The sequence below is a fragment of the Thermoanaerobacter ethanolicus JW 200 genome (assembly GCF_003722315.1).
GTDB lineage: Bacteria > Bacillota > Thermoanaerobacteria > Thermoanaerobacterales > Thermoanaerobacteraceae > Thermoanaerobacter > Thermoanaerobacter ethanolicus.
The window spans coordinates 2503727-2519889 of record NZ_CP033580.1 but is presented as its reverse complement, the minus strand read 5'-3'; the positions used below and the strand labels follow the sequence as shown (position 1 = coordinate 2519889).

At 35.6% G+C, this 16163-nt stretch carries 10 protein-coding genes and 1 pseudogene; all 11 read left to right on the top strand.

The genetic code is table 11. The features are described 5' to 3' along the window. The first annotated feature begins 14 nt into the window (after positions 1 to 14). The 11 genes and pseudogenes from EB239_RS12600 to uvrC all read left to right on the top strand — a co-directional run bounded on the left by EB239_RS12600 (position 15) and on the right by uvrC (position 16140). Positions 15 to 1154: a murein hydrolase activator EnvC family protein gene (locus EB239_RS12600; protein WP_019907921.1), complete on the top strand. Its 1140-nt coding sequence runs from the start codon at positions 15 to 17 to the stop codon at positions 1152 to 1154. 89 nt (positions 1155 to 1243) lie between these two features. After that, complete coding sequence (locus EB239_RS12595; RefSeq protein ID WP_003869429.1) at positions 1244 to 2440, top strand: S41 family peptidase; 1197 nt, start codon at positions 1244 to 1246, stop codon at positions 2438 to 2440. A gap of 9 nt (positions 2441 to 2449) precedes the next feature. Beyond that, a complete protein-coding gene (locus EB239_RS12590; protein ID WP_003869428.1) occupies positions 2450 to 3694 on the top strand; it encodes a PDZ domain-containing protein in 1245 nt (414 codons plus the stop codon). A 13-nt stretch (positions 3695 to 3707) separates the two neighbouring features. After that, positions 3708 to 4433 carry a 2-phosphosulfolactate phosphatase family protein gene (locus EB239_RS12585; protein WP_003869427.1) on the top strand — a complete coding sequence of 242 codons (726 nt, stop codon included), beginning with the start codon at positions 3708 to 3710 and terminating at the stop codon, positions 4431 to 4433. Between the two features lie 439 nt (positions 4434 to 4872). Next, positions 4873 to 6284: pseudogene (gene ltrA / locus EB239_RS12575) on the top strand (group II intron reverse transcriptase/maturase). 144 nt (positions 6285 to 6428) lie between these two features. Continuing rightward, positions 6429 to 8414 (top strand): excinuclease ABC subunit UvrB, encoded by a 1986-nt coding sequence (gene uvrB, locus EB239_RS12570; RefSeq protein ID WP_003869423.1) that lies wholly within the window; start codon positions 6429 to 6431, stop codon positions 8412 to 8414. A gap of 9 nt (positions 8415 to 8423) precedes the next feature. Beyond that, positions 8424 to 11207 carry an excinuclease ABC subunit UvrA gene (gene uvrA, locus EB239_RS12565; RefSeq protein WP_003869422.1) on the top strand — a complete coding sequence of 928 codons (2784 nt, stop codon included), beginning with the start codon at positions 8424 to 8426 and terminating at the stop codon, positions 11205 to 11207. Between the two features lie 9 nt (positions 11208 to 11216). Beyond that, entirely contained in the window at positions 11217 to 11621 is a 405-nt protein-coding gene (locus EB239_RS12560) for an FHA domain-containing protein (protein ID WP_003869421.1), read from the top strand. 11 nt (positions 11622 to 11632) lie between these two features. Then, positions 11633 to 12877 (top strand): FtsW/RodA/SpoVE family cell cycle protein, encoded by a 1245-nt coding sequence (locus EB239_RS12555; protein WP_003869420.1) that lies wholly within the window; start codon positions 11633 to 11635, stop codon positions 12875 to 12877. Further along, positions 12852 to 14273, top strand: coding sequence for a peptidoglycan D,D-transpeptidase FtsI family protein (locus EB239_RS12550; RefSeq protein WP_003869419.1), 1422 nt, complete (start codon positions 12852 to 12854; stop codon positions 14271 to 14273). The genes EB239_RS12555 and EB239_RS12550 overlap by 26 nt, the downstream gene beginning before the upstream one ends. Before the next feature lie 19 nt (positions 14274 to 14292). Then, positions 14293 to 16140, top strand: coding sequence for an excinuclease ABC subunit UvrC (uvrC, locus tag EB239_RS12545; RefSeq protein WP_003869418.1), 1848 nt, complete (start codon positions 14293 to 14295; stop codon positions 16138 to 16140). Positions 16141 to 16163 lie beyond the last annotated feature (23 nt).

Sequence of the window (16163 nt, the reverse complement as noted above, 5' to 3'; positions counted from 1 at the left end):
AGGGGGAAATAGCATTGCGAAGATACAGGTGGAAATGGCTACTCTTTGTTGTTATATTTCTCTTTACAGTGCTCTTTACGTCCTATCCAAAAGCGGACCAGCTTCAAGATGCTAAAAACAAATTAAATCAAATTCAAAAATCCATTACTGAGACTAAGAAGAAAAAGGAAGAAGTAATTAATCAAAAAAATGATATTGCCGCTCAAATAGCAGATTTAGATAAAAAACTTAATGCTACACAGCAAGAATTAGCAAATGCACAAAAACAATTGTCTGATATTACTGCAAAACTTAACAAAACGCGCAAAGAATTAGAAGCGGCCAAACAAAAGGAAAATACCCAGTTCCAAACAATGAAGGAGCGCATAAGGGCTATATACATAAGTGGAGAATGGGGATATTTAGATGTGCTTCTTGGTGCCAAAAATTTTGGAGATTTTATAACACGATTGGATATTGTAAAACGCATAGTAGATTTTGATTCGAATTTATTTGAATCCTATAAGCAACAAAGAGAACTTATTGAACAAAAAGAGGAAGAATTAGCACAAATGCAAAAAGAAGCGCAAAATTATAAAAATCAAATAGTTTCTCGACAAAGGGAATTACAAGTAGCTATGGCCTCGCGGGAAGGTTTAATGAGAGATTTAGAGAGACAGCAAAAACTATATGAACAACAGGAAGACGAGTTACTGCAACAATCAAAACAACTAGAAACAGTTATTCAACAATTACAAGCGAAGTCAAAAATTAAATATGGTGGTGGAAAACTCTTATGGCCTGTTCCTTCTAGTAGTGTTATAACCTCACCTTTTGGAATGAGATATCATCCTATACTTAAACAGAGTAGAATGCATACGGGTATTGATATTGCTGCCGAGACGGGCGCTTCAATAGTAGCTGCGGCAGATGGACAAGTCATTTTTGCAGGTTATTACGGTGGATATGGATATGCAGTAATTATAGACCATGGAGACGGAATATCCACTTTGTATGGTCATAATTCTGCTTTATTAGTTAAAGAAGGAGATATGGTTAAAAGAGGTCAAGTTATAGCGAAGGCAGGAAGCACAGGTTTAAGTACAGGGCCTCATTTGCACTTTGAAGTGCGCAAAAACGGTGTTCCTGTAGATCCGATGGACTGGTTAAAATAACCAGTCTGTTTTTTTTATTTCATGAATGTTGTATAATAAAAAAGAACATACATATATAATTTTAAGAGACTAAAAAAGGTGGGGAAATTATGGCAAAAAAAAGATTTTATATTTTATTAGCAGTGCTTTTAATAGTTACAAATGTTATAACTTTTATGTTAGCAAATGCAGTATCAGTGGCTCTTCCTAATGGTAAAGTCCTTGTTTCTCGTGAGGAGTACCAGTTGATAGAAGAATATAATAAGCTTTTTGATATTGAGAAAATTCTTGAAAATAGGTATGTTGATAAAGTTAACTCCTCAGTCCTTTTAGAAGGCGCTATGAAAGGGATGGCCAACTCTTTAGGAGACCCTTATACTGTATACATGAATAAAAAAGAGTTTTCTGATTTTATGACTCAGACTACAGGCACTTATGGGGGAATAGGTATAGTTGTAGCAGTTGATAAAGAAGATCATATTGTAGTGGTTTCTCCAATAAAAAATACACCAGGAGAAAGAGCAGGGATAAAATCCGGGGATATAATAGTAGAAGTGAACAATACAAAAGTAAGTGGCAAAAATTTAGACGAGGCAGTGGCAATGATGAGAGGACCTCAAGGAACACAGGTAACGCTTACTATAATGAGAGAAGGAAAAACTTTTACTAAGACAATCACGAGAGAGATAATAAAATTAGAAACGGTATATGAGGAAATGCTTCCTGATAAGATTGGATATATTAAGATTACAATGTTTGATCAAAGTACTTCTGATGACTTTAAAGCATCCCTTAATAGATTAAAATCTCAAGGAATGAAAGGACTTATAATAGATTTAAGAGATAATCCTGGTGGACTTTTAGAGGAAACTATAGATATTTCTAATTTAATTTTGCCCAAAGGAGTTGTTGTGACGACTAAAGGAAGAGTTGACAATAAAGAATATTATTCTAAAGGACCAGGATTGGGATTGCCTATTGCAGTGCTTGTAAATAAAGGCAGTGCCAGTGCTTCAGAAATTTTAGCAGGTGCAATAAAAGATAGAAAAGTAGGAATTTTAGTTGGAACCACTACCTTTGGGAAAGGGCTGGTACAAACTGTTGTTGACTTTGGCGATGGTACAGGATTAAAATATACTATTGCGAGATATTACACGCCAAATGGCACAAATATTCAAGGCAAAGGAATTGAGCCAAATTACGTAGTAGAGCTTCCTGCAAATTACACTCTTCAAGATACTCCTGACTTAAAAAGAGATACTCAGCTTATAAAAGCTTTTGAGATTGTAAAAAGTGAGATAAAGTAGGGTGTTAAAATGATAGCTTTTATTCAAGTTTTTTGGATGGCAATAAAGACAATAGCTTTGTCAATTTTTAATCCTTTTTTCTGGATAGTGATAATTCTAATGATAATGCAGTATAGAAATAAAATAGCTATAGAAAGAGAGATTATGGGACATGAGCAAGAACCAATGAAAGAATTGGTTCTTGACTCTATCTTTTATGGTGTAATTGCTGCAATAATTGGGAGCTTTTTTATGATATTTTTAGGAATAACAATAGAAAATGTAGGGCTTCAGTATGTATGGCCTTTGGCTATAGTGTTAATGTTTGTCAATCCTAGATATATTTGTTTTTCTTATGCAGGAGGAATAGTTTCCCTATCCAGCTTAATTTTTGGATTTCCTAGTATAAGTGTTCCTGCACTTATGTCTATTGTAGGTATTCTTCATTTGATGGAAAGCCTTTTAATATATATAGATGGTCCAAGGAATACCACTCCTATCTTTGTAAGGCTTAAGGATGGGCGAGTGGCAGGAGGCTTTACTATGCAAAAATTTTGGCCTATTCCTTTTGCTGCATTAACTATTGCTACTGGGATAACAATAACGGGACAGGGAGTAAATATGCCAGATTGGTGGCCCATTATCAAACCGGCTGGAATTGATTTAAATAATGCAATTTTTTTAATTATGCCAGGTATTGCAGCTTTAGGATACGGAGATTTAGCTTTAACACAACTTCCAGAAAAGAAAACGCGAATTTCTTCTATACGTTTATTTTTCTTTAGTATAGTTTTGATTATATTGGCGATATTAGGAATCTATATTAAATTATTTCAATATTTAGCAGCTATTTTTGCTCCAGTGGCTCATGAGCTTTTAATTTTAATAGGCCAAAGAGAAGAAAGGGAAAATCCACCTCTTTTTGTAGCGCCAGATACAGGAGTGATGATTTTAGCGACAGCAAAAGGTTCTCCCGCTAGAGAAATGGGAATTAAACCGGGGGATGTAATATTAAAAATTAATGATATTCCTATTAATGAGCCAGATGATATAATACGAATACTCAATGAACGGCCTTCTGTGATGTGGATCACTGTAAAAGATTTAAATGGTAATTACACTAACTATGAATATAAGGATCCACAGGGAATTTTGGGATTAGGAGTTTTAATAGTGCCAAAGGCAACTTCTATGATTTATGAAATCAATGAGGGGGGAATATTTATAAAAAAACTAAAAGAAATATTTAAAAACATCTTTAAGAAAAACAAATAAGGAGGCAAAGTGTGTGTTTTTACAAACTTTTGAAACATATAATTCTATTAATGAAAGAGAATTAAAAGACAAAAATGTCGTTGTAATAGATACTCTACGGGCGACAAGTGTTATTACTACTGCTTTGTACAACGGAGCTAAAGAGATTATTCCAGTTTCAGAAGTAGAAGAAGCGATCGAACTTGTAAAAAGTTTAGATAAAAAAACTTATCTTTTAGCTGGGGAAAGAAACTCTACAAAGATTGAAGGCTTTGACCTATCTAATTCTCCTTTAGAGTATACTCGTGAAAAAGTAGAGAATAAAACGATAATTTTTACTACTACTAATGGAACAAAAGCTTTAAAAAAAGTCTCTTTAGCAGATAATGTAATTTTAGGATGCCTTTTAAATGCTTCTGCTGTTGCTAAGTATATATACACAAGCAATAAAGATACAGTAATTGTATGTGCTGGTACAGAAGGGAAATTTTCTTTTGACGACATAATAACTGCTGGAGTGATATATAAAAAATTGCAAGATTTAATGAAATTTGAAAGTGATGATTTGTCAAAAGCCTGTTATTTTTTGTATAAACCTTATGAGGACAACTTGTATGAAATAATGAAGGAGGGCTATCACTTTAAAAGATTAAAAGACTTAGGGTATGATGAAGATATTGAGTTTTGCTTGACAGTTGATAAGTTTGATATTGTGCCAAAACTTAAAGACGGAATTATAAAAAATTCAGCCGACCTGTAAAGGCCGGCTGTTTGGTTATGTGCGCCCGGCATGGGCGATAGCTAGGCGGTGAAAGTCCGCTGTGGGCTTGGTAGTGGGAACCACTAGCCAAGAGCAAGGGTGTCCATCGTGAGGTGGAATCTGAAGGAAGCTTAAGGCAAAATCTCGGTCTGATGAACAAGAACCAGATAAGAGGCTGAATTGGGGTGGATGAGTTTGCGTAACAAAACGAAGTCCAACACTACCCGAATCCCATACAGTAAATCTGGCAGATATATGAGATGAAAGTTATCGTTCTTACCCGGGGAGGTCTCAAGGATAAGTCATGGAAGTAAAATCTGAAGTGACAACCCATGCAGTGATGTATGGCTGAACCTTGAGAAGTCAGCAGAGGTCATAGTACTTATCTAGACATGAATAGATAAGGAAGGACCGAACGTTAGGAGGTTTTGGAAATCTTATGGACTCGAAAGATATGCAGAGACTGCAGACAACTCAACCAAGAGGCTATCCGTTGAATAGAGAAATGGAATTTCAAAAGACAACGGAAGTGCATAGTATATCATCGGCGTCGGAAGATGGAAGAAACGAAGTACAAAGATATACCAGCAAGATGCTTGAAATGATAGTAGAACGAAGGAACATGGAAGCAGCATACAAGCGCGTTGTTGCAAATAAAGGAAGCCATGGAGTCGATGGGATGGAAGTAGATGAACTTCTACCGTATCTCAAAGAAAACTGGGCAACCATAAAACAACAACTGCTGGAGGGGAAATACAAACCACAACCAGTGCGAAGAGTAGAAATTCCCAAACCAGATGGAGGAGTAAGACTACTAGGAATACCTACAGTACTAGACAGACTAATACAACAAGCAATAGCCCAAATACTAAATAAAGTCTACAACCATACATTTTCAGATAGCAGTTATGGATTCAGACCAGGACGCAGTGCAAAAGACGCAATAAAAGCCGCAGAAGCATACATAAATGAAGGATACACATGGGTTGTAGATATGGACTTAGAAAAGTTCTTTGACAGAGTAAACCACGACATAATAATGTCCAAACTAGAAAAGCGGATAGGAGATAAAAGGGTACTAAAGTTAATACGAAGATACCTAGAATCAGGAGTAATGATAAACGGAATCAAAGTATCAACAGAAGAAGGGACACCCCAAGGAGGGCCATTAAGTCCCCTATTAGCAAACATAATGTTGGACGAACTAGACAAAGAACTTGAGAAACGAGGGCATAAATTCTGCCGATATGCAGATGACTGCAACATATATGTAAAAAGCAGGTCTGCAGGAAACAGAGTAATGAAGAGCATAAAGAAATTCATAGAAAGCAAATTAAAACTAAAAGTCAACGAAGCAAAAGTGCTGTAGATAGACCATGGAGAAGAAAATTTCTTGGATTTTCATTCTATACAAAAGAAAACGAAGTAAGAATAAGAATCCATGAAAAATCCATCAAAAGGTTTAAGGAAAAAGTAAGAGAAATAACCAATCGGAACAAGGGAATAAGCATGGAAAACAGAATAAAAAGACTAAATCAAATAACAACAGGATGGGTCAACTATTTTGGATTAGCAGACGCGAAAAGCATAATGAAAACCCTTGACGAATGGATAAGGCGAAGACTAAGGGCATGTATATGGAAACAATGGAAGAAGATAAAAACGAAGCATGATAACTTAGTAAAACTAGGAGTAGAAGAACAAAAAGCCTGGGAATACGCCAATACAAGGAAAGGCTACTGGAGAATATCCAATAGCCCAATCCTAAATAAGACTCTTACAAATAAATACTTTGAAAGCATAGGTTATAAGAGTTTATCCCAAAGATATCTAATTGTACACAATTCCTAATGAACCGCCGTATACCGAACGGTACGTACGGTGGTGTGAGAGGACGCTGAATAAAATAATTATTCAGCTCCTACTCGATGTTTGTGTTGACAAGTAGGGTATGCTATAATAATAAGATGATAAATTGCAAAGAGGGTAGAAAAAATGAGTGGATTTAAGTTGGTATCTAATTTTAAACCAACAGGAGACCAACCTCAAGCTATAGAGAAATTAGTTGAAGGGGTAAAAAAAGGATATAGATTTCAAACCTTATTGGGTGTGACGGGTTCTGGAAAAACCTTTACTATGGCTAATATAATACAAAAGTTAAATCGCCCTACTCTTGTCATTGCTCATAATAAGACTTTGGCTGCGCAATTATACAGTGAATTTAAAGAGTTTTTTCCAGACAATGCAGTGGAATATTTTGTAAGTTATTATGACTACTACCAACCGGAGGCTTATATACCCCAAACTGATACTTATATTGAAAAAGACGCTTCTATAAATGAAGAAATAGATAAATTGAGGCACTCTGCTACGGCAGCTCTTTTTGAGCGAAGAGACGTTATAATTGTCGCCAGTGTTTCTTGTATATATGGCTTAGGTGACCCTGTAGATTACGAAAATCTTATGCTTTCCCTAAGGCCGGGAATGATAAAAGATAGGGACGAAATAATTAAAAAGCTTGTAGATATACAATATGAAAGAAATGATGTGAATTTTACAAGAGGCAAATTCAGGGTAAGAGGAGATGTAATAGAAATTTTCCCTGCTTCTTTTTCCAATAAGGCGATAAGGGTTGAGCTTTTTGGAGATGAAATTGACAGAATAGCGGAAATTGATGTATTAACAGGCGAAGTACTGGGATTAAGAAAACACGTGGCTATATTTCCGGCTTCTCACTATGCTACTTCAAAAGATAAATTGGAAAGAGCAATAAAAAGCATTCGAGAAGAATTGGAGCAAAGGTATAAAGAACTTAAAGATGCTGGTAAAATAGTAGAAGCTGAAAGGCTAAAACAGAGAACAAATTACGATTTAGAGATGCTACAAGAGATGGGCTACTGCCAAGGAATAGAAAATTATTCAAGGCATATTTCAGGAAGACCTCCAGGAAGCCCTCCTTATACCCTTTTAGATTATTTTCCTAAAGATTTTCTTATTTTTATAGATGAGTCTCATGTGACAATTCCTCAGATCAGAGGCATGTACAATGGAGACAGGTCAAGGAAAGAAGCATTAGTAGAATACGGATTTAGACTTCCTTCTGCTTTTGACAATCGTCCCCTTACTTTTGAAGAGTTTGAAGAGAGAATAAATCAAGTTATCTTTGTTTCTGCAACACCAGGGCCTTATGAGATTGAACATTCAGAGCAGGTTGTTGAGCAGTTAATACGACCGACAGGTCTTGTGGATCCAGAAGTGATAGTAAAGCCTGTTAAGGGACAAGTAGATGATTTGATAGGGGAAATTAGAAAAACAGTTGATAAAGGCTTTAGAGTGCTTGTTACAACTCTTACGAAAAAAATGGCTGAGGATTTAACGGATTATCTCAAGGATATGGGAATAAAAGTAAAATATTTACATTCTGATATTGAGACGATTGAAAGGGTTGAAATAATAAGAGATTTAAGGCTGGGTAAATTCGATGTTTTAATAGGCATAAACCTTTTGAGAGAGGGATTAGACATACCTGAGGTTGCTTTGGTGGCAATATTAGACGCGGACAAAGAGGGATTTTTGCGTTCAGAGACTTCCTTAATACAGACTATAGGACGTGCCGCAAGAAATGCGGAAGGACGAGTAATAATGTATGCAGATACTGTAACAAATTCTATGAAGAGAGCAATTGATGAGACGAATAGAAGAAGAAAAATACAAATGGAATATAACAAAAAACATGGTATAACTCCAAAGACAGTAATTAAGGGAGTAAGAGATGTAATTGAAGCTACTCACGTTGCTGAAGAAGAACAGAAGTACACAAGAAAGAAAGTTAAGACTTATGACCCTGAAATTATTAAGTCAACTATAGAGCAACTTGAAAAAGAAATGAAAGAAGCTGCAATTGAGCTGCAGTTTGAAAAGGCTGCAAAATTGAGAGATGTGATTTTTGAATTGAAGAAACAGTTGGAGGAAGTAGTTTGAGGTGAAATCATGGTGAAGGACAAAATTGTAATTAAAGGTGCAAGGGTTCACAATTTAAAAAATATAGATTTGGAGATTCCACGAGATAAATTAACTGTGATAACGGGTTTATCAGGCTCTGGCAAGTCTTCTCTTGCCTTTGATACCATTTATGCCGAAGGTCAGAGGAGATATGTGGAGTCTTTGTCTGCTTATGCAAGGCAATTTTTAGGACAAATGGATAAACCAGACGTTGATTATATAGAAGGACTTTCACCGGCAATATCTATAGACCAAAAGACCACAAATAAAAACCCTCGTTCTACTGTAGGTACGATAACTGAGATTTACGACTATCTAAGACTTTTATATGCAAGGGCTGGGATCCCCCATTGTCCTGTTTGCGGAAAAGAGATTAGCATGCAAACTATAGATCAGATGGTGGACAGGGTCAAAGAATTGCCAGAAGGTACAAGGATACAGGTACTGGCTCCTGTTATTAGAGGAAGAAAAGGGGAATATGCTAAGCTTTTAAATGATATAAAAAAGAGTGGATATGTCAGAGTGAAAATTGATGGAGTAATGTACGATATAAATGAGGAGATTAAGCTTGATAAAAATAAAAAGCATACTATTGAAGTCGTAGTAGATAGGATTATTATAAAACTGGGAATTGACATGAGGCTGACGGATTCTATAGAAACAGCTTTAAAATTAGCAGATGGGATAGTTACTATTGATGTAATAGACGGAGAAAGCTTTACACTCTCTGAAAAATACGCTTGTACAGAGTGCAACATAAGTATTGAGGAGCTCTCTCCGAGAATGTTTTCATTCAATAGCCCTTATGGGGCTTGCCCTGTTTGCACTGGATTGGGGGAATTTATGAAGGTAGATCCAGAGCTTTTAATACAAGACCCTAAAAAATCATTAGCAAATGGGTTGTTGCCGGGGATTGTTGCTTCACAGGATAGTTATGCTTATTACAACATTTTAAGATTGATTGAACATTTTGGATATACAGAGAATACTCCTTATGAAAAGTTTAGTGAAGATTTAAAAAATGTACTGCTTTATGGCAAAGATACAAAGGGAAAGTCCTATGGATTTGAAGGGATAGTAAACAATCTTGAAAGAAGGTACAACAATACTTCTTCAGATTTTATAAAAGAAGAGATAGAAAAGTATATGAGACCGGTTACTTGTCCTGCATGCCATGGAGCAAGATTAAAGCCAGAAGCGTTAGCTGTGACTGTTGGTGGACTTTCCATAAAAGAAATGACAGACCTTTCTGTTGGCGAGCTTATAAAATTTATTGACCAACTCAAATTGACAGAAAGACATGAGATTATTGCAAAGCCAATTTTAAAAGAAATAAAAGCAAGGCTTAGTTTTCTTGTAGATGTAGGCCTTGATTATTTAACTCTGTCAAGGCCCGCAGCTACTTTATCAGGTGGAGAAGCACAAAGGATAAGATTGGCAAGTCAGATAGGTTCTGGACTTGTAGGAGTCACATATATCTTGGACGAACCCAGCATTGGACTTCATCAAAGAGATAATGAAAGACTTATAAATTCCTTGAAAAAATTAAGAGACCAAGGCAATACTCTTATAGTAGTAGAGCACGACGAGGATACAATATATGCGGCAGACTACATTGTGGATGTAGGACCAGGTGCAGGTGAGCATGGAGGAGAAATTGTAGTTGCGGGTACGATAGAAGATGTGTTAAAATGTGAAAAGTCAATTACAGGACAGTATTTAAGTGGCAAAATAAAGATAGAAGTGCCAAAACAGAGGAGAAAACCTAATGGAAAAGCTTTAATAGTGAAAGGAGCTAAGGAAAACAATTTAAAAAATATAGATGTGGTTTTCCCTCTTGGAGTATTTATATGCGTTACAGGGGTTTCTGGCTCAGGCAAAAGCACCCTTATAAATGAGATACTGTACAAAGCATTGGCACAGAAGATTTATAAGTCCAAAGATAAACCAGGTATGCACGATGCAATAGAGGGTATCGATAATATAGATAAAGTAATAAATATTGACCAGTCTCCTATAGGCAGGACTCCTCGCTCAAATCCTGCTACATATACAGGAGTTTTCGACTATATAAGAGAGGTTTTTGCAAATACCCCAGAAGCTAAAATGAGAGGCTATAAACCAGGGAGATTTAGTTTTAACGTTAAAGGTGGAAGGTGTGAAGCATGTGGAGGAGATGGTATAATTAAAATTGAGATGAACTTTTTGCCGGATGTGTATGTCCCTTGTGAAGTGTGCAAGGGTCAAAGGTATAATAGGGAAACATTGGAAGTAAAATATAAAGGAAAAAATATTTCGGATGTACTTAATATGACGGTAGAAGAAGCGTTAGTGTTTTTTGAAAATATACCTAGGATAAAAAATAAATTGATGACTTTGTATGATGTAGGACTAGGATATATTAAACTAGGGCAACCTTCTACTCAGCTTTCAGGAGGAGAAGCCCAAAGAGTAAAATTAGCTACTGAACTTTCTAAAAGACCTACAGGTAAGACATTATATATTTTGGATGAGCCTACAACTGGATTACATTTTGCAGATGTGCATAGGCTTCTTGATGTTTTAAATAGATTAACTGATGCAGGTAACACTGTTATTGTAATTGAACACAACTTAGATGTCATAAAAAGTGCAGACTATATTATTGACTTAGGACCAGAAGGTGGAGACAAAGGTGGAATGGTAATAGCTACAGGGACACCTGAGGAAATTGCTGCTAATGAGAATTCTTATACTGGATGGTTTTTGAAAAAAGTCCTTTCTCAAAAATGAGGTGAATTTATGTATTATGCCATAGCTTCTCAGATATTAAAATATGTCCTTATTTTTCTCATCTACCTGTTTTTATACAGGGTTTTTAAAATAGTGTATATGGACATAAAAGGGGCAAGATATGAGAGGCAAATAACCTCTGCAAAACTTTCTTTTTTAAATGGAGAAAGGACTTTTAATCTTTTTGAAGTTACTACTATAGGAAGGTCGGAGGAATGCGATATAGTAATTGAAAGCCCTTATGTGTCTGCACGGCATGCTATCATACGAAAGAGGGGCAAAAGGTTTTATATACAAGATTTAAACAGTACAAATGGCACTTTTGTAAATGGTAAGAGAATAAAAAGAATTGCCAAAATAACAAATAATGATGTAATTACTTTAGGAGATGTTGAACTCAAATTTATTTTATAGGGTGAAATCTTATGGAAGAATATATAAAAACTGGATCTAAAGCTATGAAAAATGTTTTTTGGATATTTGTGATAGCTTTTGCATTGCTTTTTATACACAATAAGCCCAAAGGCTTTGACACTATATACTTTACCTTAGCTTTTCCGATATTGATATATATTGTATATTATTTGCATGTAAGATTGTTTCCTTTGGGTGAGATCCAATTTATCATTTTAACTTCTTTTTTGACAGAAATGGGGCTTATAATGATATATAGAGTTGCACCAGATTTGCTCATAAAACAGATTGTTTGGATTGCAATAGGATTTTTACTTTACTTCATTTCCTCATATATTTCAAAATACTACGATTTACTTTATAAACTCAAATATGGGGAAGCTATTTACATTGCACTTACAATAGCACTACTGGGCTCAACATTAATTTTTGGAAGAGAGATAGGTGGTGCTAAAAACTGGCTTACTTTTGACGGCATATATGTTCAGCCAGCTGAACTTGCTAAGATAATATATATAATTTTTTTGGCAAAATATTTGTGCACCAGGAGAGAAACAAAAGACATAATTATTTTAGGATTAATAACTCTTGCAATTGTAGGAATATTTGTATTAGAAAAAGACTTAGGGATGGCGTTTTTATTTTATGCTACTACAGTATTATTAATTTTTGTCTCTACTTCTAATCTATTGTACACAGCAGTAGGGATTGGGCTATTTGTTTTAGGAGGCATAATATCCTACTTTTTGTTTTGGCACGTAAGAGTAAGAATTGAGGCATGGTTGAATCCTTGGATGGATGTACCGGGGAAGACATATCAAATTGTACAATCCCTTTTCGCCATTGCTGCAGGAGGCTTTTTTGGCACAGGGCTCGGTATGGGGCATCCAGAGTATATACCGGTTGTGGCAACTGACTTCATATTTTCTGCTATTAGTGAAGAATTTGGACTTTTAGGTGCTATAGCCATAATTCTTGTGTATTTTGTTATAATGTATAGAGGGATTAAAGTAGCACTAAATGCTAAAGACGAGTTTGGTGTATTAGTAGCTGCAGGCCTTATTTCAATGTTTAGTTTACAAGTTTTTACTATAATTGGTGGTGTCATAAAATTCATACCTCTGACAGGGGTAACCCTTCCCTTTGTAAGTTATGGTGGTAGTTCTATGGTGACGAGTTTTGTGACATTGGGCATGCTCAATGGCATAGCTCTTAAGGAGGAGCAACAGGATGTCCAACTTAAATCGCAATATTAAAATTTTGTTTTGGTTTTTTTCTGTACTTTTTTTCGGACTAATTGCCTATTTAACTTATTTCCAAATATATGAAAGAGATAAATTAATTACTAGTTCTTATAGTGTTTACAATCGAAGACTTATAGAACAAGAAAAAAAGATATTGCGAGGTAGTATTTTGGACAGAAATGGGACTGTACTTGCAAAAAGCGTGTTTGTAGATGGTTCACAAAAGAGAGAATACCTAGATGGGCCTGCTTTTGCGCAAGTAATAGGGTATAGTCGCAGAATATATCAACAAGGGAATGCGGGAATAGAGAAAGCTTATGACAAAGAATTACTTGGGATGGTAGGAAATGACCCGATGACTATTCTAAGAAAATTGGTTTTAGCAAAAGGACAGGTAGGAGATGATGTATATTTGACAATAGATAAAACTCTTCAAGACCTTGCTTATAAAGAGATGGAAGGAAAAAAAGGAGCAGTGGTGGCTTTAAATCCTAAAACAGGGGAAATCTTAGCCATGGTCTCTACCCCTTCTTATGACCCTAATACTTTAGGGGAGAATTGGAAAGAAATAATGACAAGCCCAGATAACGTGGTTTTAAATAGAGCTACACAAGGTTTGTATCCCCCTGGTTCTGTCTTTAAAATTGTAACTACTGCAGCAGTTTTGACATATGAACCTGAGTTATATAACAAGACTTTTGATTGCAAAGGATATATAATTGTGGATGGCAACAGGATAAATGATTTTGGAGGCATTGCTCATGGAATAGAGGATTTTAAACAAGCTTTTTATAGGTCTTGCAATTCCTTTTTTATACAGATAGGTTTAGATTTAGGCAGTGAAAATTTACAGTCAATGGCATATAATTTTGGGTTGGATAAGAGAGTTCCTTTAGAAATAGATACAGCAAAAAATTATTTTCCTCCTATTGAAGGGAAAGTTGCTTTAGCAGAAACTTCTATAGGACAGGGTAAAATCCTTGTAACACCTCTTACAATGGCATTGGTTGCTTCTGCCGTTGCAAATGATGGGGTTATAATGAAACCCTATTTGATGAGATACGTGGCAGATCCTATTTCAGGTACAGTCATTGAAAAGAGCACTCCTTCGCAGTATTTGAATCCTATATCAAAAAAAGTGGCAGATACTATTAAACAATTGATGATAGGCGCAGTTAACGATAAAGAGGGGACAGGTAAAGCTGCACAAATTCCTGGTATTACAGTTGCAGGCAAAACTGGGACTGCAGAAAATCCTCACGGTGCTCCCCATGCGTGGTTTGTAGGTTTTGCACCTGCCGAAAATCCACAAATTGTCGTAAGTGTAATAGTTGAAAATGGTGGTGAAGGTGGGAAAGTAGCAGCACCTATAGCAAGAGATATAATAAGATCTTATTTAACTAAATGAAATTCTAAGGTGATGGACAATGAACATAGAAGAGAAATTAAAACTTTTGCCTGAAAAACCTGGTGTTTATATAATGAAAGACAAAAGTGGCAAAATAATTTATGTGGGTAAAGCGGTAGTTCTCAAAAACAGAGTGAGGCAGTATTTTCAAAACAAAGAAAATCAATTGCCAAAAGTAAAAGTAATGCTTTCTCATGTGGAAGACTTTGAGTACATTGTTACTGATACTGAACTTGAAGCTTTAATGTTGGAATGTAACTTAATTAAAAAGTATAAGCCTAAGTATAATATATTATTAAAAGATGACAAAAATTACCCCTATATTAAAGTTACAGTAAATGAAGAGTATCCCCGCATAATGTTTACAAGAAGAATTGAGCCAGATGGGGCTAAATATTTTGGCCCTTATAGCAGTGCCTTTGCAGTGAGGGAGACTATAAAACTTGTCAGAAAAATGTTTCCAGTAAGGACATGTAACAGAAATATTGAAAAGGACATTGGTAAAGTTAGAGAATGTCTCTATTACCACATAGGATTGTGTTCTGCTCCTTGCACTAACAAAATAAATAAAGAAGATTATAGAAAATTAGTTGATCAGGCAGTTCTCTTTCTTGATGGAAAGAGGGATTGGCTCATACAAAAACTTAAAGAAGACATGCAAAAAGCGGCGGAAGAATTGAGGTTCGAGGAAGCGGCGAGGATTAGAGACCAGATTTTTGCTATTGAAAGGACATCAGAAAAACAAAAAGTGGTATCAGTAGGAGAAGATGAACAGGATATAATTTCAATGGCTCGAAGTGTGGATATTTCCTGTATACAGGTATTTTTTGTGCGACACGGAAAACTAAGTGGCAGAGAACATTATTATATGAAAAATACTGAGGGAATGGAAAGAGGAGAAATAATCTCTTCCTTTATAAAGCAATTTTATGAAGGTGCTCCTTACATTCCCAAAGAAATAATAACTGATGTGGAATTAGACGAAAGAGAGCTTCTCAGTGAATGGTTATCACAAAAGAGAGGCAACAAAGTTTTTATAACAATTCCTGTAAGAGGTAAGAAAAAAGAACTGGTGGATATGGTTTATCAAAATGCTTTAGAAGCCCTTAAGAATGACATATCAATAAGAGAGGAAATTTCAAAAGACCAGGCTGTATTAGAACTTTCTAATTTAGTGGGGCTTGATTACGCTAAGAGAATTGAAGCCTATGATATTTCAAACACAAGAGGTCAAGACAATGTAGGGTCTATGGTGGTGTTTGTAGATGGAAAGCCAAAGAAAAGTCAGTACAGGAAGTTTAACATAAAATATGTAGAGGGACAAGACGATTATGAGAGTATGAGAGAGGTAATAGAAAGGCGTTTTTTGCACGGTATTCAAGAAAAAGAGCTTATTGAAAAAGGTGAACTTAAAGAGGATAAGGCAAAATTTGCTGAAATGCCAGATTTAATATTTGTAGATGGTGGCATAGGGCATGTAAATGCTGTAATGCAGGTGTTAAGTGGCTTTGGCATTTTTATTCCTGTTTATGGTATGGTAAAAGATTCAAAACACAGGACTCGAGGTCTTGTATCACCTCAAGGTGAAATTGACATACCTATGACTACAAAAGCTTTTCGCCTGGTTGCTCAAATACAAGAAGAGGCTCATAGGTTTGCTATAACTTTCCACAAAGAAAAGCAAAGCAAAAGATTTAAAAGCGAACTTCTCAATATCCCCGGCATAGGTGAAAAAAGAGCAAAAGCCTTATATGATGCCTTCAAGTCTATAGAAGAAATAAAAAGGGCAAGTGTGGAGGACCTTAAAAAAGTGGAAGGAATGAATGAAAAAGCTGCTCAAGCTGTATATGAATATTTTAGGAAATAAAAAGCGTCAAGATTTTGTCTTGA

Coding starts and splice junctions, on each gene's coding strand:
- EB239_RS12595 (WP_003869429.1), top strand. CDS start 1,244: ATGGCAAAAAAAAGATTTTATATTTTATTAGCAGTGCTTTTAATAGTT.
- EB239_RS12590 (WP_003869428.1), top strand. CDS start 2,450: ATGATAGCTTTTATTCAAGTTTTTTGGATGGCAATAAAGACAATAGCT.
- uvrB (WP_003869423.1), top strand. CDS start 6,429: ATGAGTGGATTTAAGTTGGTATCTAATTTTAAACCAACAGGAGACCAA.
- uvrA (WP_003869422.1), top strand. CDS start 8,424: ATGGTGAAGGACAAAATTGTAATTAAAGGTGCAAGGGTTCACAATTTA.
- EB239_RS12560 (WP_003869421.1), top strand. CDS start 11,217: ATGTATTATGCCATAGCTTCTCAGATATTAAAATATGTCCTTATTTTT.
- EB239_RS12555 (WP_003869420.1), top strand. CDS start 11,633: ATGGAAGAATATATAAAAACTGGATCTAAAGCTATGAAAAATGTTTTT.
- EB239_RS12550 (WP_003869419.1), top strand. CDS start 12,852: ATGTCCAACTTAAATCGCAATATTAAAATTTTGTTTTGGTTTTTTTCT.
- uvrC (WP_003869418.1), top strand. CDS start 14,293: ATGAACATAGAAGAGAAATTAAAACTTTTGCCTGAAAAACCTGGTGTT.